Origin of the sequence: Thioclava sp. DLFJ5-1 (assembly GCF_002020115.1) — a bacterium.
GTDB classification, from domain to species: Bacteria; Pseudomonadota; Alphaproteobacteria; order Rhodobacterales; family Rhodobacteraceae; genus Thioclava; species Thioclava sediminum.
In genome coordinates, this window is record NZ_MPZU01000008.1 from 55659 (window position 1) to 73774 (window position 18116).

Annotated in this window: 19 protein-coding genes; 6 read left to right on the forward strand and 13 right to left on the reverse strand. The window is 65.3% G+C overall.

The genetic code is table 11. From position 1 onward, the window contains the following. Positions 1–232 precede the first annotated feature (232 nt). From BMI86_RS19520 to BMI86_RS19530, 3 genes are all read right to left on the reverse strand, one after another. A complete protein-coding gene (locus BMI86_RS19520) occupies positions 233–826 on the reverse strand; it encodes a TIGR02281 family clan AA aspartic protease (protein WP_078542826.1) in 594 nt (197 codons plus the stop codon). 71 nt (positions 827–897) lie between these two features. Further along, positions 898–1542, reverse strand: a complete 645-nt coding sequence (locus BMI86_RS19525) for a MarC family protein (protein WP_078542827.1) — start codon at positions 1540–1542, stop codon at positions 898–900. 34 nt (positions 1543–1576) lie between these two features. Then, positions 1577–1987, reverse strand: a complete 411-nt coding sequence (locus BMI86_RS19530) for an HTH domain-containing protein (protein ID WP_078542828.1) — start codon at positions 1985–1987, stop codon at positions 1577–1579. A 187-nt stretch (positions 1988–2174) separates the two neighbouring features. Here BMI86_RS19530 and BMI86_RS19535 point away from each other — a divergent pair, with 187 nt between their 5' ends. The 4 genes from BMI86_RS19535 (at position 2175) to BMI86_RS19550 (ending at position 4823) form a co-directional block, all read left to right on the forward strand. Beyond that, on the forward strand, positions 2175–2402 hold the full coding sequence (locus tag BMI86_RS19535) for a twin-arginine translocase TatA/TatE family subunit (protein ID WP_078520142.1): 228 nt from the start codon (positions 2175–2177) through the stop codon (positions 2400–2402). 77 nt (positions 2403–2479) lie between these two features. Then, positions 2480–3115, forward strand: coding sequence for a Sec-independent protein translocase protein TatB (gene tatB, locus BMI86_RS19540; protein WP_078542829.1), 636 nt, complete (start codon positions 2480–2482; stop codon positions 3113–3115). Beyond that, a complete protein-coding gene (tatC, locus tag BMI86_RS19545; RefSeq protein WP_078542830.1) occupies positions 3112–3984 on the forward strand; it encodes a twin-arginine translocase subunit TatC in 873 nt (290 codons plus the stop codon). Before tatB ends, tatC begins: the two co-directional genes overlap by 4 nt. After that, on the forward strand, positions 3981–4823 hold the full coding sequence (locus BMI86_RS19550) for an ATP-binding protein (protein ID WP_078542831.1): 843 nt from the start codon (positions 3981–3983) through the stop codon (positions 4821–4823). The genes tatC and BMI86_RS19550 overlap by 4 nt, the downstream gene beginning before the upstream one ends. A 39-nt stretch (positions 4824–4862) precedes the next feature. Here BMI86_RS19550 and BMI86_RS19555 read toward each other — a convergent pair whose 3' ends face one another. From BMI86_RS19555 to rocF, 3 genes are all read right to left on the reverse strand, one after another. After that, on the reverse strand, positions 4863–6173 hold the full coding sequence (locus tag BMI86_RS19555) for an FAD-binding oxidoreductase (RefSeq protein WP_078542832.1): 1311 nt from the start codon (positions 6171–6173) through the stop codon (positions 4863–4865). 68 nt (positions 6174–6241) lie between these two features. Continuing rightward, positions 6242–7291, reverse strand: coding sequence for an ornithine cyclodeaminase (locus BMI86_RS19560; protein WP_078542890.1), 1050 nt, complete (start codon positions 7289–7291; stop codon positions 6242–6244). 5 nt (positions 7292–7296) lie between these two features. Beyond that, on the reverse strand, positions 7297–8223 hold the full coding sequence (gene rocF, locus BMI86_RS19565) for an arginase (RefSeq protein ID WP_078542833.1): 927 nt from the start codon (positions 8221–8223) through the stop codon (positions 7297–7299). Between the two features lie 121 nt (positions 8224–8344). On the opposite strand from rocF, the gene BMI86_RS19570 reads away from it, so the two are divergent. Then, positions 8345–8770: an Lrp/AsnC family transcriptional regulator gene (locus tag BMI86_RS19570; protein WP_078520136.1), complete on the forward strand. Its 426-nt coding sequence runs from the start codon at positions 8345–8347 to the stop codon at positions 8768–8770. 51 nt (positions 8771–8821) lie between these two features. On the opposite strand, the gene BMI86_RS19575 is transcribed toward BMI86_RS19570, so the two are convergent. The 7 genes from BMI86_RS19575 to gltX form a co-directional block, all read right to left on the reverse strand. Next, positions 8822–10015: a LysM peptidoglycan-binding domain-containing protein gene (locus BMI86_RS19575; RefSeq protein WP_078542834.1), complete on the reverse strand. Its 1194-nt coding sequence runs from the start codon at positions 10013–10015 to the stop codon at positions 8822–8824. Positions 10016–10069: 54 nt separating this feature from the next. Beyond that, positions 10070–10726, reverse strand: coding sequence for a protein-L-isoaspartate(D-aspartate) O-methyltransferase (locus BMI86_RS19580; RefSeq protein WP_078520134.1), 657 nt, complete (start codon positions 10724–10726; stop codon positions 10070–10072). Further along, a complete protein-coding gene (gene surE, locus BMI86_RS19585) occupies positions 10723–11508 on the reverse strand; it encodes a 5'/3'-nucleotidase SurE (protein ID WP_078542835.1) in 786 nt (261 codons plus the stop codon). Before surE ends, BMI86_RS19580 begins: the two co-directional genes overlap by 4 nt. Positions 11509–11645: 137 nt before the next feature. Continuing rightward, on the reverse strand, positions 11646–12320 hold the full coding sequence (locus BMI86_RS19590; RefSeq protein ID WP_078542836.1) for an SDR family oxidoreductase: 675 nt from the start codon (positions 12318–12320) through the stop codon (positions 11646–11648). 137 nt (positions 12321–12457) lie between these two features. Then, positions 12458–12874: a DUF1284 domain-containing protein gene (locus BMI86_RS19595; protein WP_078542891.1), complete on the reverse strand. Its 417-nt coding sequence runs from the start codon at positions 12872–12874 to the stop codon at positions 12458–12460. A gap of 135 nt (positions 12875–13009) precedes the next feature. Next, entirely contained in the window at positions 13010–14305 is a 1296-nt protein-coding gene (gene gltA, locus BMI86_RS19600; protein ID WP_078520131.1) for a citrate synthase, read from the reverse strand. 79 nt (positions 14306–14384) lie between these two features. Continuing rightward, the gene (gene gltX, locus BMI86_RS19605; protein WP_078542837.1) at positions 14385–15779 is read right to left on the reverse strand and encodes a glutamate--tRNA ligase; all 1395 of its coding nucleotides are present in this window, start codon (positions 15777–15779) and stop codon (positions 14385–14387) included. 113 nt (positions 15780–15892) lie between these two features. Here gltX and BMI86_RS19610 point away from each other — a divergent pair, with 113 nt between their 5' ends. Then, positions 15893–18016 carry a ComEC/Rec2 family competence protein gene (locus tag BMI86_RS19610; protein ID WP_078542838.1) on the forward strand — a complete coding sequence of 708 codons (2124 nt, stop codon included), beginning with the start codon at positions 15893–15895 and terminating at the stop codon, positions 18014–18016. Positions 18017–18116: the final 100 nt, after the last annotated feature.

Consider the following 18116-nt stretch of genomic DNA (forward strand, 5'->3'; position numbering starts at 1 on the left):
CTTAGCCGCGCTCTGCTTCGGCAGAGCGCATCAGCGGGCGCAGGCGGAGGTAGGCTTCGCGAATGGCGACGACGGTGATGATCGCGAGAGCGAGGGTGTCGAAAGCAACCATGCGTGTTTTCCTCGTAACGAAGCCTGAGTGGCGCGGCCTGAGCGGCGGGCGCCCTCGGAGCCTCGGCAAAGATTGAGGCGCAAAAAAGGCAGGATCACGACGATTGCGGGCCGTGCCCCCTCAGCGTTCGAGGATCAGTGTGCCCCGCGCGAATTCCACCTTCGCGAAGCGGGTGAGATAGGTCATGCCCAGAAGCGAGGTATCCATCGATCCGCGATTGACCACGGCGCGCAGGTTGCTGTCGTGGATCGGCCCCAGATCGAAGCGCTCCAGCCGCACCGGCGCGGTCGCGACGATGCCATTGGCGGTGCGCGCCTGCCCGATATAGGCGAGATCGGAAGTGTTGATGCCCGCGCGCTCGGCGGCGCGCTGGGTCAGCACGATCTGGCTTGCGCCGGTATCGACGACAAAGCGGATCGGCGTGCCGTTGACCTCGGCTGTCAGGTAGTAGTGGCCATCAGGCGCTTGCGGCACCTCGATCCGGCCATCGCGCATCACCGCCTGATCGGGGATCGAGACTTGCCGCTGGATATCGGTCCAAAGCCCGACCGCGGCGAGCGTGCCGAGAAAGATCAGCCCCCAGATCGCGGCCTGTTGCATGGTGCGACCGGGACGGCGGCGGATCTCGAGCACGAAATACCCGCCCACGGCGAGGAGCAGGAGGCTCAGATAGACCAGCCGTCCCCAGTTTTCGCTGATGATCGTCTCCACCATGATCCTCGTTACCCCTACCGATCTCTTTCAGATAGGTCCGCGCAGGTGACTTTCCCAGAGGGCGGATTGCCTCAGCTTGTCGGGACGCCGCCCATCAGCCCCGCACCGTGCAGCCCGTCGAGGATGAACTGGATCGCCAGCGCGGCCAGCAGCATCCCCAGAAGCCGGGTGACGACCATCGTGCCGGTGCGCCCCAGCGCGCGCTCGATCGGGGTGGCGAGCAGGAACATCACGAGGACACAGCCCAGCACCAGAAGCATCATGGCGATGATCGCCACGACATGCAGCCAGTCGCCGCCCTCGCGCCCCGCCAGCAGGATCATCGTGGCCATCGCGCCGGGGCCGGCCAGCAGCGGCGTCGCCAGCGGGAAGACGGACGGATCGGTCTCGGGGTCGGCCTCGTGCTCTTCGCCCTGCGCCTCGCGGCGTTTGGTGCGGCGTTCGAACAGCATGTCGAGCGCGGTAAGGAACAAAAGCACCCCGCCCGCGATGCGGAATGCGGGCATGGAGATGCCGATACCTGCAAGGATCTTGTCCCCGAAGATGCCGAACAGCGTCAGCAGCACGGCGGCGATGATGAGCGAGCGGAAGGCGATGCGCAGACGCGCGCGGTGGCTTTCGCCCAGCGTCAGCGCGATGAAGACCGGGGCGAGCCCGATCGGGTCGATGATGACGAAAAGCGTCACGAAAGCAGTGATGTATTCCGCACCGATCACGTAGGGGCATTCCTTCCAAGTTTCGCGGGCGAGCCTAGCGTGAACCCGGGTCCCCCGCCAGCCCTTCCCCGGCGTCTTCGGGAGAGGCTTCGGTGGGCGCTTCGGCAGGCGCAGAGGGCAGGGCGGCGCGGATCTTCGCGGCCAAGCTCGCGGCCCCTCCGGCAAGGCGCGGATCGTCCACCGCCTCGGCCAGATCGAGCAGGTGATCGAGCGCCGCCAGCTCCTCGCGGGTCAGCACCAGAGGCGGCAGGCCCACGGCCCGGCGCAGGATGTAGCCCACGCCGCGCTCGCCCTCGACCGGTACCCCGTAGGCCGAGATTTCAGCCATGTCGCGCCAGATCGTGCGGACCGAAACGCCCAGCCGCTCGGCCAGATCGCTGGCACGATGCATCTTGCCGTCGCGCAGGATGGCGATGATCTGTTGCAGCCGCTCGTCGCGGGTCATGGGGCTCTCCGATAGGGTCGCGAGAAGGGTAACGCGAGGGAGGGCAACTGACAATGAACTGTCAGTAATCTGCGCCTCACAGCGCCGTTTGGGCGGAATCGGTCTAGGATTGAGACCCGCATGATCCTAAAACTCGGGACCGACATAAGGCGCGGGCGGCGGGCCCGTGACCAGAGGAGAGACAACAATGCTCAACAATATCGGCCTTCCCGGCCTTCTTCTGATCGCCGTCGTGGTTCTGGTTCTTTTTGGCCGCGGCAAGATTTCCTCGCTCATGGGTGAAGTCGGCAAAGGCATCACCGCCTTCAAGAAAGGCGTGAGCGACGGCTCGAAAGAAATCGAGGACGGCACCGTCGACGAGGCACGTGACGTGACCCCGGCTGACGAAGTCCAGAAAGAAAAAGACAAGGCCTGAGCCTGATCGCATTCGGGGGTTGCGGGCGATTGCCCGTTTGCCTTTGCGTCCTCAATCGGCCGGAGGCCTGAGCACTCATGTTAGACATCGGTTGGAGCGAGCTTCTGCTGATCGGCGTCGTGGCGCTGATCGTCGTGGGGCCGAAGGATCTGCCCAAGATGTTCCACCAGCTTGGCCGCATCACTGCGAAGGCCAAGGCGATGGGGCGCGAGTTTTCGCGGGCGATGGAAGATGCGGCGAAGGATACCGGGCTCGATGAAGCCGCGGGCTCCGTGCGCGATCTGAAATCGCTGGCGTCCAAGAAATCGCTCGGGCTCGACGCGCTGGAAAAAGCGACCGATGCGTTCGAGAAATGGGAGCCGGGCCGGTCCGAGAGCGGGAAGACCTCGCTCAAGCCCGATCCCGAGGCGGCGCCGCCCAAGCCCGAGGCTGCCCACCCCGAGGCGAGCCCGGCCGAGACGGCCAAACCCGAGGCATCCAAGACGGCAAGCAAGCCGGCGGCCAAGCCCGCTGCGAAGAAAGCCGCGCCGAAGACCGCAGCCAAGACTGGCGCCAAGACGACTGGCACCAAGACGGGCACTTCGACCGCAGCGAAATCCAGCGCCAAGCCGGCAACCAAATCGAGCAGTAAACCCGCCGCGAAAACCGGTGCCAAACCGGCGGCCAAGAAGACGGCGGCGAAGAAACCCGCCGCGAAGAAGGGTGACGCATGAGCGACAATAACGAGATCGAGGAAAGCTCGGCCCCGCTGATCGAGCACCTTGCCGAACTGCGCACGCGCATCCTCTATTCGCTGGGGGCCTTCATCGTCGCGATGGTGGTCTGCTATACGGTCTGGAACCCGATCTTCAACTTCCTGACCCGTCCGGTCTGCTCGGCACTGGAATCGCGCGGCGAGCAATGTGGCCTCTACCTGATCAAGCTGCAGGAAGGCTTCTTCGTCGCGATCAACATCTCTTTCCTCGGCGGTTTTGCCCTGGCTTTCCCGATCATCGCCTATCAGATGTGGCGGTTCGTGGCGCCGGGCCTCTATCGCAACGAGAAGAACGCGTTCCTGCCCTTCCTGGTCGCCTCGCCGGTGATGTTCTTCCTTGGCGCGGCGTTTGCCTATTACATCATCCTGCCGCTGGCCTTTAACTTCTTCCTCGGCTTCCAGCAGGGCGAGATCGGCGCGACTTCGGGCGCGAACGAGATGGCCGCGATCGGCTTCCAGGGCTCGGTGCAGGAATATCTCAACCTGACGATCAAGTTCGTCATGGCCTTCGGGATCTGTTTCCAGCTGCCCGTGCTGCTGTCGCTGATGGGCAAGGCGGGGCTGGTGTCCTCCGAAGGTCTCGGCAACATGCGCAAATATGCCGTGGTCGCGATCCTCGTGGTGGCGGCGATCGCCACGCCCCCGGATGTGATCTCTCAGGTCATCCTGTTCACGGTGGTGTACGGTCTCTACGAGATTTCCATCCAGCTCGTGAAACGGATCGAGAAGACCCGCGAAGCCCGGATGCGCGCTGAAGGCACCTGGATCGACCCCGACGAGTGGGACGATGACGAGGACGAAGAGGACGAGAAGGACGGCAAGGCATGAGTGACGCGGCGCTGACCCGCATCGCCTCGGCGCTGGAGCGGCTCTCGCCCGCGCCGCAGCCCGCGCCGGACTTCGCCTCTGCCGACGCCTTCATCTGGCACACCGCGCCGGATCGGCTGGAGCCCGTGGCGCAGGTGAACCGGGTCGACCTGAGCCTGCTGCACGGCATCGACCGCTCGCGCGACACGCTGCTGGCCAACACGCTGCAATTCGCGCGCGGGGCGGCGGCGAACAATGCGCTTCTCTGGGGCGCGCGCGGGATGGGGAAATCCTCGCTCGTGAAAGCCGCCCACGCGGCGGCGGTGGCCGAGGGGCTGCCGCTGAAACTGGTGGAGCTTGCGCGCGAGGATCTTCCCTCCGTCGGCCGTCTGCTCGCGCATCTGCGCGACGCGCCCGAGATGCGCTTCATCCTGTTCTGCGATGACCTCTCGTTCAGCCATGACGATCAGCATTACAAATCGCTGAAAGCGGTGCTGGATGGCGGGATCGAGGGGCGGCCCGTGAACGTGATCCTCTATGCCACGTCGAACCGCCGCCACCTGATGCCGCGCGACATGATCGAGAACGAACGCTCGACCGCCATCAGCCCGTCCGAGGCGGTGGAGGAGAAAGTCTCGCTGTCGGATCGTTTCGGCCTGTGGCTGGGCTTCCACCCCTGTTCGCAAGACGAATATCTCACGATGATCCGCGGCTATTGCGACAGCTATGGCGTGGAAATTTCCGACGAGGAACTGCGCGCCGAGGCCATCGAATGGCAGGCGACGCGCGGGGCGCGTTCGGGCCGCGTGGCATGGCAGTATTTCACCGATCTGGCCGGGCGGCGCGGCGTCGCGCTGTAAGCGCGCCTCGCCGCATCGTCTAAGGCGCGGGGAGGGGGCTTACACCCCCAGCCGATCGCGCAGCGCATACCACCACGACCCTGCGACCGAATAGGGCACCCGGAAGGTGCGCCCGCCGGGGAATGGGATCCACGGCAGTTTCGCAAACGTATCGAACCGGGTCAGATCGCCGTTGATCGCCTCCGACAGGATGCGTCCGAAGGTGTGCGACCCGGTCACGCCGTGGCCCGAGTAGCCATGCGCGAAATAGGTGTTCTGCCCGATCCGGCCCATCTGCGGCACGCGGCTAAAGGACAGCGCGAAATTGCCCGACCATGCGTAGTCGATCTTCGTGCCCTTCAGCTGCGGGAAGACCTTCTCGAGGTTCTTCCAGAGCTTCGCCTTGATGTCCTTCGGGTCGGCGCCGCCATAGACCGTGCCGCCGCCAAACAGCAGGCGGTTGTCGGCAGACATGCGATAATAGTCGAGGATGTAGCGCACGTCCTCGATGCAGACGTCGGACGGCATCAGCGCACGCGCCTGCGCTTCGCCCAGCGGCTCGGTCGCCATCACCTGCGTCGAGACAGGCATCACGCGGCGCTCCAGCGTGGGCACCACATGGCCGAGATAGGCATTGCCACACAGCATCAGCGTCTTCGCGGTGATCTGGCCCTTCGCGGTCTTGATGACCGGGCGCGCGGCCTCGGTGTCGACGGACGTGACGGGCGACATCTCGTAGATCGTGCCGCCGAGTTTCTCGACTGCCGCCGCCTCGCCAAGCGCGAGGTTGAGGGGATGCAGATGGCCGCCCTTATGGTCGATCATGCCGCCTGCATAGAGGTCGGAATTCGCGTGCTCGCGCATCTGCTCGCGGCTTAGCATCTCCTGGCTTTCGATGCCGTAGCTGCGCCAGAGCTTCCAGCGCGCTTCCAGTTCCTGCATGTGCTTGGCCGTCAGCCCCGCGAAGACATTGCCGGGCTTCAGGTCGCATTGGATGTCATAGGTCGCGACGCGCTCGCGGATGATGTCGCCGCCTTCCATCACGAGGCTGGCCACGAAATTCGCGGTGTCCTGCCCGTAGCGGCTCTCGATCACGTCGAGGCTGGCGTTCAGCCCGTTCACGACCTGACCGCCATTGCGGCCCGATGCGCCCCAGCCGATGCGTGCGCCCTCGACGACGGTGACGCTATAGCCCTTTTCAGCCAGATGAAGCGCGGTCGAGAGACCCGAGAAGCCCGCGCCGACGACGCAGATATCGGCCTCCTGTTCGCCCACGAGTTCCGCGCGCAAGGGCGCCGGGTTGGCCGAAGCCGCATAGTAGCTGCCGGTATGGCTGCCGTCGCCCGCATAGGGGTGGGTCTGATGGGTCATGTCGCGCACTCGTCTGAAAGGGGCGTTTGGCTTTCGGTGCCACGCGCGCGCGCTAAGCGCAAGCGGGCTCAGCCCGCCCGCGTCAGCATCCCGAACAAATCGCGCGGATCGTCGGGGTCTGCCATAAGATCGAGCATCTGCGCGTAGTCGCCCCCCTTCACACGGTCGTGGATGTAGCGCAGCGCGCTGAAATCCTCGATTGCGAAGCCGACGCTATCGAACAGCGTGATCTGTTTCGCGTCGCGTCGGCCCTCGGCCTCGCCGCGCATGACCTTCCACAGCTCGGTTACCGGATGGTCTTCGTCGAGCGCCTGGATCTCGCCCTCGATGCGGGTCTGCGGCGGGTATTCGACGAAGATCTCCGAGCGGGTGAGGATGTCGCGATGCAACTCGGTCTTGCCGGGGCAGTCGCCGCCGATCGCGTTGATATGGATGCCGGAGCCAACCATGTTGTCGGTCAGGATCGTCGCATATTGCTTGTCGGCGGTGCAGGTGGTGATGACCTGCGCGCCTTCGACGGCTTCCTCGGCCGAGCGGCACTTGGTGACGTTGAACCCTTGCGCGATCAGGTTCTTCGCAGCCTTCTCGGTCGCCGTCGGGTCGATGTCGTAAAGGCGCAGCGTGTCGATGCCGCAGATCGCGCGGAAGGCCAGTGCCTGAAACTCGCATTGCGCGCCATTGCCGATCATGCCCATCACCGTCGCGCCTTTCGGGGCGAGGTATTTGCCCACCAGCGCCGAGGTGGCGGCGGTGCGCAGCGCGGTCAGCATCGTCATCTCGGTCATCAGCAGCGGATAGCCCGTCGCGACCGAAGACAGCACGCCAAACGCCGTCACGGTCTGGTGCCCGGTGCGGCCGTTCTTGGGGTGGCCGTTGACGTATTTGAAGCCGTAATTCTCGGCATCCGCCGTCGGCATCAGCTCGATCACGCCCTCCGCCGAATGGCTTGCCACGCGCGGCGTCTTGTCGAAATCCGGCCAGCGGCGGAAATCTTCTTCGATATAGGCGGCGAGGTCGCGCATCACCTGTTCGGGGTCGATCTCGTTCACCAGCTTCATCATGTTGGCGACGGAAACGAAGGGCACGAAGGCCAGCTTGGAGGGGGCGAGCGGGGACATATCCATCAAAAGCTCCGTGTCATGCGGTCGAGAACGCGGCGGCCGAAGAGGCTGGCGGCGAGGTCGCAGAGCAGTTTCGCCGTGCGACCGCGTTCGTCGAGGAAGGGGTTGAGCTCGACAATGTCGAGCGAGATTACGAGGTCGCTGTCGCCGACCTCTTCCATGATCAGATGCGCCTCGCGGAACGTGGCGCCGCCCGGCACGGTCGTGCCCACGGCGGGCGCGATGCCGGGGTCGAGGAAATCGACGTCGAAGCTGACATGCAGCAGCCCGTTGGCTTCGCGCACGCGGTCGAGGAAGGCGCGCAGGGGCGCCAGCACGCCGGTCTCGTCGATGGCGCGCATGTCATGGACTTCCAAGCCGATCTGCTTGATGCGCGCGCGCTCCGCCGGATCGACCGAGCGGATGCCCATCATGCAGAAATTCTTCGGGTCGATGCTGGCTTCCAACGGCGGGAAGGCTTCGAAGTCGGGTTGCCCGGTGACATAGGCCACGGGCGTGCCATGCAGGTTGCCGCTGGTCGTGGTCTCCAGCGTGTGCAGGTCCGGGTGCGCGTCGAGCCAGAGCACGAAAAGGGGGCGATCTTGCGTCTTCGCGTGCCGTGCGAGACCGCTCAGCGTGCCCGCGGCCAGCGCGTGATCGCCGCCGATGAAGATCGGGCGGTCATGGGTCTGCGCGGCATCGAACGCCGCCTGCGAGAGTGCCTCGATCCAGGCACGGGTTTCGGCCAGATCGTGGATCGCGGGGTTCTTGTGCGGCACCGGCTCTTGCGGGGCGATCGACAGGTCGCCCAGATCATCCACCTCCCAGCCCAGCTCGGTCAGGATGTCGCCCAGCCCCGCGATGCGCAGACTGGCCGGACCCATGATGCAGCCGGGTTGCGAAGCGCCAGTTTGAATAGGCGCGCCCAGAATCGAAACTGTGCGTGTCATCGAAATCTCCCTTGTTGGTCTTAGTCTGACGAAATGGCGCAGAGGTTTCGCTTGTCAATTTGCGCAAAACGGAACTAAATTTGATCAATTTGATAAGTCAGTTGATCAAAACGGAGGGGTAATGCAGCTCGACGATACGGACCGCGCGATCATGGCCGCGCTGCGCGCGGATGCGCGGCTCTCGATGACCGATCTGGCGCTGCAGGTGGGCGTGTCGCGCACGACCGCGCGGGCCCGGCTGGAGGCGCTGGTCGCCTCGGGGCAGATACGGCGCTTCACCATCGAGACCGAGACGGATGTCGAGGGGCAGGTGCGCGCGATCACGCTCGTGGAGTTGCAGGGCAAGATGTCGCGTGCGGTGATCCGGGCACTGCACCGTATCCCGGAGGTGACGACGGTCTTCGCGACCAATGGCAACTGGGATCTGGTGGCGGAAATCCGGGCCGAGACCCTGGGCGAATTCGACCGGGCCTTGCGCGATATTCGGGAAATTCCGGGAGTGCTCAACAGCGAAAGCTGTCTGCTGCTTGCGCCTGTCGCAGGGTGAGCGGGCAGGGCGTGCGGGCGGGCCGGAACACTTCCGGCCCGCCGCAAAAGATCAGTTGAGGTAGGGCATCGGATCGACGGAATCGATCCCCTTGCGGACCTCGAAATGCAAATAACCCTGATCGCCGGACGCGACCTTCGCGATGGTCTGGCCGCGCTTGACGCTCGCGCCTTTTTTCACCGTGATGCCGGTCACGTTGTAATAGACCGTCACCAGATTGTCGGGGTGCTTGATCGCGAGGAAGGCGACATCGTCGGTGTCCTGGCTGATCAGCAGCACGGTGCCGCTTTCGGCGGCTTTCACCGCCGTCCCGGCCGAAGCCGAGATATCCACGCCGTCGTTCGAGCCCTTCTTGTAGGGTCGGATGATCGAACCCGGCACCGGCATCGCCATCTTCGACGTGTCCGACGCCTTGGTGCGATCGGTGCTCATGTCCGGGGTCTTCGTCTTGACCGGCTCGGACGCTTTCGGCGGTGTCTTCTGGGGCAGGGGCTCTGCCGCGGAGGGCGGCACCGGGGTCGGCGAACCGGTGCCCGGCGCAGTCGTGGCCGTTGCCGTTTCGACCTTCGCGGGCTGGCGGCTCGACGCGACCGGGATGATCAGCACCTGGCCTTCGCGCACCCGCAGATCGTTCGGCAGCCCGTTCCATTCGGCCAGCGCCTTCACCGGCACCGAGTAGTAGCGCGCGATGGAATAGGCGGTCTCGCCGCGTGCGACCTTGTGGCGGATCGGCTCGGCGCTGTTTGTGGAGACCGGGGCCGAGGCCGGGGTCGGTTTGGCGGGTTGGTTCGCCTGCGATCTATCGATCGCGTTCGAGGCGAGCGAGGTGATGTCGATCGTCTCCGAGGTCAGCGCGCTGGAGTTGCCCGGCGTCGCGGAGCCGCCCGTGGTCGCGACCTTGTTGGGCAGAGCGAGCACTTCGCCCGCGTTCAGCACCGCATCGGGTGCGACCGCGTTGTAGCGAGCCAGCGCGCCGGGATCGGTGCCGATCCGCTGCGCGACCGAATTGACCGTATCGCCGCGGCGCGCCACGACGACCTGATAATTCGGGTAGGTGATGATGCCCTGTGCGTTCGGGCGCGGGCGATCCTGCACCGCCTGCCGGGCCGCGGCGCTCGTATCGAGCCCGCCATTGCCGTAGCCGCGCATGTCCAGATCGAATCCGTTCGGGTTACAGGCGGCCAACGCCGTCAGCGCGACGCCACCTGCCAGGATCAGCCGCAGCCGGGAAATCTTCGTTGCCATCCGCTCGTCCTCACTGTCTCTCAGACCTCTTCGGGGTCCGTTCTTACCTGCCACTTAGTCGTTTGCCACGCCCTCTACGAGGGGAACAAAGCGCACCGGACGTAATTCTTCGTAATCGAAACCCGTCTCGAGCCGGCGCACCCGGATCAGGCTTTGCACCGTGTCCGACTGGCCCACGGGTAAAACCATGATACCCCCGATCTTCAGCTGGGCCAAGAGCGGCCCGGGAGGGTCTTCCGCGGCGGCAGTCACGATGATTCGATCAAAGGGCGCCTGATCGGGCAGCCCGTGCGAGCCATCCCCGGAAATCGCGACGATATTGGTGAGCCGCAGCGCGTTGAAGACGCCTTCGGCCTCGCGCACCAGCCTGCGATGCCGGTCCACGGTATAGACGCGGCGGGCGAGCTGGCTCAGGATCGCGGCCTGGTAACCCGAGCCGGTGCCGATCTCGAGTACGGTGTCGCGCGAACCCACATCCGCGGCTTGCGTCATCAGCCCCACGACCGAGGGTTGCGAAATGGTCTGCCCGCAGGCGATGGGCAGCGGCATGTCCTCATAGGCGCGATCGGCGAAGATGCCGCGCACGAACTGGCCGCGGTCGATCCCCTCCATCGCGTGCAGCGTGCGCGCGTCGGTCACGCCCTTGGAGCGCAGTGCGAAGAGGAACCGCATCTTGCGCTCGGCCAGATCCTCTTCCGCATCCTCGCTCATCCCAGACGGGCCTCCAGATCGGCGATCACGTCATGCGCCGTCAGATCGGCGCGCATCGGCGTGACCGATATATAGCCGTCGAGATTGACGGCGGCATCGGTGCCCGGCTGCGTCGGGGTGTGCTGCGGGCCGCCCTTGATCCAGAGGAAACGTCGCCCCGAGGGCGCGTGATGCGCCTCGGTCGAGAAGAAGCAATCCTTGCGGAAGCCTTGGGCTGCGACCTTGTGGCCTTTTACGTCCTTGGCCAGCACCGGCGGGAAGTTGACGTTGTAGAAGACCCGGTAATCGCCATCGTCCCAGATGCCCTGGTCGATCAGCTTGCGCACCAGCGCCGCGCCATGGACCCGGGCTGCCTCGAACATGTCGGGGGCGTTGAAGACCTCAGGGCCGATGAATTGCGACAGGGCGATCGCGGGCACACCTTGCAGCGCCGCCTCCATCGCGCCGCCCAACGTGCCGGAATAGAGCGCGTTATCGGCGGAGTTGTTGCCCCGGTTCACGCCCGAGAGCACCAGATCGGGTCGCTGCTCCTCCAGCACGTCATACAGGCCGGCCATCACGCAATCGGCGGGGCTGCCTTCGGCGGCGAAACGGCGCTCTGCCAGCTTCGAGATCATCATCGGCCGGGTGTAGGAGATGCAATGGCCGACGCCCGATTGCTCGAAGGCCGGCGCGACCGTCCAGACCTCGCCATCGGGGCCTGCAAGTTCTTCGGCGATCTCGCCCAGAACGGCCAGTCCCGGTGCGTCGATCCCGTCGTCATTGGTGATGAGAATACGCATGTTGCCCCCAGTTCGCCGTCGCGTCACCCGATGCTTACCGTGCGGCGGATGAAGGGTAAAGCGGGGGCGGGCGACAGTGCGGATGTGTCGCCAAAGCGCCGCAGCCGAAGGCCATTTCGACGGCGCTTTGGTCGCGATCAGAGCGTGTCGAGGATGCGCCGTGCCTCGGCGTGGCGATCGGCCAGCGCCTCGCGATCTTCGCCGGGGAAGAACCGTCCGCGCAGCGCGGTCGCCATCGGTGCAGGCTCCGCAATCACCACGCGCGGCCCGATCTTCACGGTCTCGGCCTGCCACGAGCGCATCATCGCCATCTGCGCGGCTTTCGTAGCTCCATAGATGCCGAAGAATTTCTGGCCCGCACGCGGATCGCCGAAGGCCAGCGCGGTGCCTTCGCGCGCGAGCAGCAGCGGCTCCATCAGCCCAATGAGCTGCGCGGTCGCGGTCACGTTCACCTTGACCGAATTGGCCAGTTCCTTCCCGTCGATATGCCCGGTCGGCGAGAGCGGTGCAGCATGGATCGCCGTGTGCACCCAGAGATCGAGCCCACCCCAGCGCGCACCGATCGACTGCGCGAGATGCGCCATCTGATCGGGTTCGGTGACGTCGAGCGGACCGAGCGAAGCGGTGCCGCCCTTCGCCTGAATGCGGTCGTCGAGCTCTTCCAGCGCGCCGGTGGTCCGTGCGACGGCCATGACGTGCCAGCCGTCTGCGGCCAAAGCTTCGGCGATCGCCCCGCCAAGGCCACGCGAAGCGCCTGTGACAAGCGCCAGTTTCTTGCCCTGCGAAGGGTCTTGGGTCTGATCCGTGCTCATGGCGCGTTTCTTGCCACCACACCCGCCGTCGCGCAAGCGTGCAGATGCACGTCCCGCGCGTTTCCCGCTGTTTTGCAAACTGGCGGGCGAGCGCATTGGGCGGCTTTACAGTGCTGCCCTCCTGACCCGGGGTGGCGTTAAGCCTCGTCCTGAAGTCGGGCGAGGGCGGCGGCGCACATGCCCGCGCTCAGCCATTGGCATTCGGCGCAGATCGTCTGATGCACATCGGCGGGCAGGGCGGCCATCCGCTCCAGCGCCTCGCCCCATGTCAGCACATCGCCCGGCGCAATGTTCAGCGCCTCGGCATGGGCCGCGTCCAGCCGATCGATCTTCGCCTGCGCGGTGCAGCCCGATCCGCGCCGCGACGGGCAGGGGCCGCAGATGTCATCCGCCGCGTCCACCACTTCGATCTCCACCGCCGCGCCCTCCGGTTGCCGCAACCGTCCTTCGACGATGTCGGTCATATTCGCGGTGAAGCGATCCGAATATCCCTTCCCCTCGAAACCGAGCGAGCAGAGGAAATGATGCGGGCGATATGTCAGACGGTCAGCTATGTCTTCGCTCTTGGATAAATATCCCGGGGGATGAATGGCGCAGCCATAAGGGGGCAGCGCCCCCTTGTCCCCGGTATCAGAATAGAAAACGGGCCGGAAGGTCTCCCCTCCGGCCCGCAATGATGTGGCTTACGCTCAGCGCTTGGCGATATCGACATAATCGCGATAGGTCGCGCCGGTATACAGCTGACGCGGGCGACCGATCTTGCCGGTCGGATCCTCGATCATCTCTTTCCACTGCGAGATCCAGCCGACGGTGCGCGAGAGCGCGAAGATCGGGGTGAACATCGAGGTCGGGAAGCCCATCGCCTCGAGGATGATGCCCGAGTAGAAGTCGACATTCGGATAGAGCTTCTTGGAGACGAAATAGTCGTCCTCCAGAGCGATCTTCTCGAGTTCCTTGGCGACCTGAAGGGTTTCATTGTCGTGGATGCCGAGCAGGTCGAGCACCTCGTCCGCCGATTCCTTCATGACCTTCGCACGCGGGTCGAAGTTCTTGTAGACGCGGTGACCGAAGCCCATCAGGCGGAAGGGATCGTCCTTGTCCTTGGCGCGCTTGATGTATTCCGGGATCTGATCGACGGTGCCGATTTCGCGCAGCATCTCGAGGCAGGCCTGGTTTGCGCCGCCGTGGGCCGGGCCCCAGAGACAGGCGATGCCGGCTGCGATACAGGCGAACGGGTTCGCGCCCGAAGAGCCTGCCAGACGCACGGTCGAGGTCGAGGCGTTCTGCTCGTGATCGGCGTGGAGCGTGAAGATACGGTCCATCGCCTTCGCGAGCGCCGGCTCGATCTTGTAGTCTTCGGCCGGGACCGAGAAGCACATATGCAGGAAGTTCTCGGCGTAGCTCAGCTCGTTCTTCGGATAGACGAAGGGCTGACCGATCGAATACTTATAGGCCATCGCGGCGATCGTCGGCAGCTTCGCGATCAGACGGATCGAAGCGACCTCGCGCTGCCACGGGTCCGAGATGTCGAGGCTGTCGTGATAGAAGGCCGAGAGCGCGCCCACGACGCCTACCATGGTCGCCATCGGGTGGCTGTCACGGCGGAAGCCCTGGAAGAACTGCTTCATCTGCTCGTGGATCATCGTGTGACGGGTCACGCGATATTCGAAATCTTCCATCTGCTGCTTGCTCGGCAGTTCCCCGTAGAGAAGCAGGTAGCACACTTCGAGATAGTGCGATTCCGAGGCGAGCTGGTCGATCGGGTAGCCGCGATACAGAAGCTCGCCCTTGCCACCGTCGATGAAGGTGATCTTGGACTCGCAGGCTGCGGTCGAGGTGAAGCCCGGATCGTAGGTGAAGACGTCGGCTTGACCGTAGAGCTTGCGGATATCGAGCACGTCGGGACCAGCCGAGGGCGAGAGCACGGGAAGCTCATAGGTTTGTCCGTCAAGCGAGAGCGTGGCGGTCTTCGAGTTGTCTGCCATGTAAATTCCCTTTCATCCTCCGGCTGGGCCGCGCCGGTCTATCGCGTCCGGACAGGCGTCCGGAGAGGGCGGCCAGGCCTCAGGCCGCCTGATCGTCGAGTCGTGCCAGAGTTTCCTCTTGGCCCAAAACGAGCATCATATCGAATACGCTGGGGGTAGCCGCTCGCCCCGCCAAGGCCGCCCGCATCGGAGCAGCGACCTTCCCAAGGCCCAGTCCGTGCGCTTCGGCAACCTGTCCGACGGCGGCTTCCAGGTCTTCCCGCGACCAATTAGCGCGTTGCAGCGCAAAGGTCAATTCACTCAGTATACCACGGGATACATCATCGAGCGCCTTGGCCGCTTTCTCTTCGATCTCGATCGGGCGCTGAGTCAGAGAGAATTGCGCCTTTTCAAGAAGTTGCGGCAACAACTTCGCCGAGCCCTTCACGATGGGAAGCGTGCGCATAAGCGCAGATTTCTGTGCGTCACCCAGCGGCGGTTTTTCTGCAGCTGCGAGATAACCTTCGATTTCGCGCAGCAATTCGGCCTCATCGGTGATCGCGATATGCTGGCCGCAGATATTTTCGAGCTTCTTGAAATCGAGCCGCGCCGGCGCCTTGTTGATGCCGGTGATGTCGAACCATTCCTTCGCCTGATCGTCGGTGAAGAATTCGTCGTCGCCATGGCTCCAGCCGAGCCGCGCGAGGTAGTTGCGCATCCCCGTCGCGGGGTAGCCCATCGCCTGATACTGCTCGAGGCCGACCGCGCCGTGGCGTTTCGACAGCTTCTTGCCGTCGGGGCCGTGGATCAGCGGGATATGCGCGAAGGTGGGCACGTCCCAGCCCATCGCGCGATAGACCAGCATCTGCCGCGCGGCATTGACGAGATGGTCGTCCCCGCGGATCACATGGGTCACGCCCATATCATGGTCATCGACGACAACGGCCAGCATGTAGGTCGGTGTGCCATCAGAACGTAAACAAATCATGTCATCGAGCTGATCGTTGCGGATCGTTACCTCGCCCTGCACAGCGTCGGTGATCACCGTCGTGCCCTCGCGGGGCGCTTTCAGACGGATCACATAGGGCGCATCCGGATGCGTCGCGGGATCGGCATCGCGCCACGGCGAGGGGAACATCTGCCCCTTGTTCGCCGGGTCCTCGCGGAAGGCCGCGATCTCTTCCTGCGTGGAGAAGCACTTGTAGGCGTGGCCCTTCTCGAGCATCTGATGGGCAACCTCGGCATGGCGGGCCGCGCCCGCAGCCTGGCTTACCACCTCACCGTCATAATCGAGCCCCAGCCATTCGAGCCCCTGAAGGATCGCCGCCGTCGCCTCGGGGGTGGAGCGTTCGCGATCGGTATCCTCGATACGGAGCAGGAATTTGCCGCCGCGCCCACGGGCATAAAGCCAGTTGAACAGGGCCGTGCGCGCACCGCCGATATGCAGATAGCCGGTGGGCGAGGGGGCGAAACGGGTGACAATCTGGTCGGACATGTCGGGACCTTTCTTCGCGGGCTCTTACCGGCCCGCGTTAACCTATCGGAAACCATCAAGCGCATAGGCTTTCTCGGCTCGATGCATAAGCAGGGACGGGGCCGAGGACAAGCATGGCGATCAATGCCGAACCCGGCGACTGGGCGCAGCCGGAGGGTGCGACGGGCGCGGGCCGCGCTCCGCGTCTGATCGCGGCGCTCTTCGGCGGGCTCTCCGATCCGCTGGGCGCGCTGGCGCGGGCCCGTGCGCAGCTTTTCCTGTGGATGCCGGTGGCGCTCGGTGTCGGGGTCGGGGCGTATTTCTCCCTCGGCGTCGAGCCGGGATGGCCTATCTACCTGAGCACGCTCGTAATCTGCGCGGTCTCGCTGACGCTTTGGCTGCGCGGCGCGGCGTGGCTCCGGCTGCCCGCGGCGCTGATCGCCCTCGCGGCTCTGGGGCTGTTGCTCGCGGGGCTGCGCGCCCATCTCGTCGCCGCCCCGGTGCTGCAGTATCGCTATTACGGCCCCGTCAGCGGGCGGATCGTGAAGATCGACCGCGCGCGCTCCGACCTGATCCGGCTGACCTTGGACCGAGTGCGGATCGACCGAATTCCTCCCGCCAAGACCCCGGCACGGGTGCGGGTCACTCTGCACGGCGATCAAAGTCAGTTCCGCCCCGAGCCCGGCACGCAGGTCATGCTCACGGCGAATCTCTCGCCCCCGCCGCCGCCAGCGGCCCCAAGGGATTACGACTTTCGCCGCACCGCCTGGTTCGATCGCCTCGGCGCGATCGGCTATACTCGCGCGCCGGTGCTGCGCATCGCGCCGCCCGATCCCGGCGATTGGGCGATGGCGGCGCATCGCGCGCGGATGCGGCTCTCGGCGGCGATCCAGGCGCGGATCGCGGGCCAGCCCGGTGCGGTCGCAGCGGCACTGATGACCGGCGACCGCTCCGGCCTCAGCGAGGCCACGCGCGAGGTGATGCGCCGCTCCAGCCTCGCCCATCTGATCGCGATTTCCGGGCTGCATATGGGGATGCTCGCGGGCTTCGTCTTCGGTCTGGTGCGCTACGGTCTGGCGCTGGCGGGGCGCCCCGCCCTGATCTGGCCTACGAAGAAACTGGCCGCCATCGCGGCGCTGGTTGCGGCCAGCGCCTATCTCTGGCTCGCGGGGCCTGCGGTCTCGACCCAGCGCGCGTGGATCATGGTGTCGATCATGCTTCTCGCGGTGCTCTTCGACCGGCGCGCGCTGAGCCTGCGCACCGTTGCGCTCGCCGCCACGCTGTTGCTGATCTGGCAGCCCGAGAGCCTGACCGAGCCCGGCTTCCAGATGTCCTTCGCCGCAACCACCGCGCTGATCGTGGCGCTGGGGCCGTGGACCCGCGCGTCGCGTTATCTGCCGCGCCTGCTGCGCCCGGTGCTGATGCTGATCGCTACCTCTCTCATCGCAGGCGCAGCCACCGCGCCGATCGTGGCTGCGCAGTTTTACAGGCTCTCGGAATACGGGGTGCTGGCCAATCTCTTCGCCGTGCCTGCAATGGGGCTGGTGATCATGCCGATGGGGGTGCTCGCAGCACTGCTCGCGCCCCTCGGCCTCGCCGGGCCCGCGCTTTGGGCGATGGGGCAGGGCACGGCGTGGATCTTGCGCGTGGCGGAGTGGGTGAGCGGCCTCGACGGTTCGGTTCTTGCGATCGTCCAGCCGGGGCCGTGGGTGATCCCTTTGATCGCGCTTGGCGCGCTGGGGGTGATCCTGACGCGCGGGGCCGGGCGCAGTGCGAGCGTCGGTCTGATCCTTCTGGGCGGCGCCCTTTGGCTGCGCGCCGAGGCGGAGCGTCCGGCACTCCTGATCGCGCCCGAAGCGCAGCAGGTCGGGCTGATGACGCCGCTGGGCCGGGCGCTGTCGAAGCCGGGCGCGGGGTTCATCTCCGAACGCTGGCTAGCGGCGGATTGCGATCCGGTGTCGCTGGAAGAGGCCGCCGCACGCTCCGCCTTCTCTGGGCCGCGCGGTGCGCGGATTGCGCAGTTTCGACGCGCGCCGCTCGCTCATCTCACGGGAAAATCGGCAAAAGAGGCCCTGCCTGCGATTTGCGCGAAGGGGGGTATCGTCGTGATCTCCAGCAAGATCGAAGCCCCCACGGGCCCCTGCGATCTGTGGGACGCCGCGCGCCTGCGGGAGACTGGCGCTGTCGCCATCAGCGCCACGGGCGAAGTCACAACGACCGCGCAAATCAAAGGCCGCCGCCTCTGGACGCGCCCCTGATCTTCGCTCTTTCCAAATATCCCCGCCGGAGGCTCCCGCCCACGCCACCGGCGCGACATACGAAAAAGAGCGCCCCGCAGGACGCTCTTTCCCAAAAATT

Excerpts from the sequence above, each read along its gene's own strand:
- BMI86_RS19570 (WP_078520136.1), top strand. The coding sequence starts at position 8,345 with ATGCAGCTCGACGATACGGACCGCGCGATCATGGCCGCGCTGCGCGCG.
- tatC (WP_078542830.1), top strand. The coding sequence starts at position 3,112 with ATGAGCGACAATAACGAGATCGAGGAAAGCTCGGCCCCGCTGATCGAG.
- gltX (WP_078542837.1), bottom strand. The coding sequence starts at position 15,779 with ATGTCCGACCAGATTGTCACCCGTTTCGCCCCCTCGCCCACCGGCTAT.
- rocF (WP_078542833.1), bottom strand. The coding sequence starts at position 8,223 with ATGACACGCACAGTTTCGATTCTGGGCGCGCCTATTCAAACTGGCGCT.
- BMI86_RS19590 (WP_078542836.1), bottom strand. The coding sequence starts at position 12,320 with ATGAGCACGGATCAGACCCAAGACCCTTCGCAGGGCAAGAAACTGGCG.
- BMI86_RS19560 (WP_078542890.1), bottom strand. The coding sequence starts at position 7,291 with ATGTCCCCGCTCGCCCCCTCCAAGCTGGCCTTCGTGCCCTTCGTTTCC.
- BMI86_RS19535 (WP_078520142.1), top strand. The coding sequence starts at position 2,175 with ATGCTCAACAATATCGGCCTTCCCGGCCTTCTTCTGATCGCCGTCGTG.
- BMI86_RS19610 (WP_078542838.1), top strand. The coding sequence starts at position 15,893 with ATGGCGATCAATGCCGAACCCGGCGACTGGGCGCAGCCGGAGGGTGCG.
- BMI86_RS19575 (WP_078542834.1), bottom strand. The coding sequence starts at position 10,015 with ATGGCAACGAAGATTTCCCGGCTGCGGCTGATCCTGGCAGGTGGCGTC.
- tatB (WP_078542829.1), top strand. The coding sequence starts at position 2,480 with ATGTTAGACATCGGTTGGAGCGAGCTTCTGCTGATCGGCGTCGTGGCG.
- BMI86_RS19530 (WP_078542828.1), bottom strand. The coding sequence starts at position 1,987 with ATGACCCGCGACGAGCGGCTGCAACAGATCATCGCCATCCTGCGCGAC.
- surE (WP_078542835.1), bottom strand. The coding sequence starts at position 11,508 with ATGCGTATTCTCATCACCAATGACGACGGGATCGACGCACCGGGACTG.
- BMI86_RS19555 (WP_078542832.1), bottom strand. The coding sequence starts at position 6,173 with ATGACCCATCAGACCCACCCCTATGCGGGCGACGGCAGCCATACCGGC.
- BMI86_RS19520 (WP_078542826.1), bottom strand. The coding sequence starts at position 826 with ATGGTGGAGACGATCATCAGCGAAAACTGGGGACGGCTGGTCTATCTG.
- BMI86_RS19550 (WP_078542831.1), top strand. The coding sequence starts at position 3,981 with ATGAGTGACGCGGCGCTGACCCGCATCGCCTCGGCGCTGGAGCGGCTC.
- gltA (WP_078520131.1), bottom strand. The coding sequence starts at position 14,305 with ATGGCAGACAACTCGAAGACCGCCACGCTCTCGCTTGACGGACAAACC.
- BMI86_RS19580 (WP_078520134.1), bottom strand. The coding sequence starts at position 10,726 with ATGAGCGAGGATGCGGAAGAGGATCTGGCCGAGCGCAAGATGCGGTTC.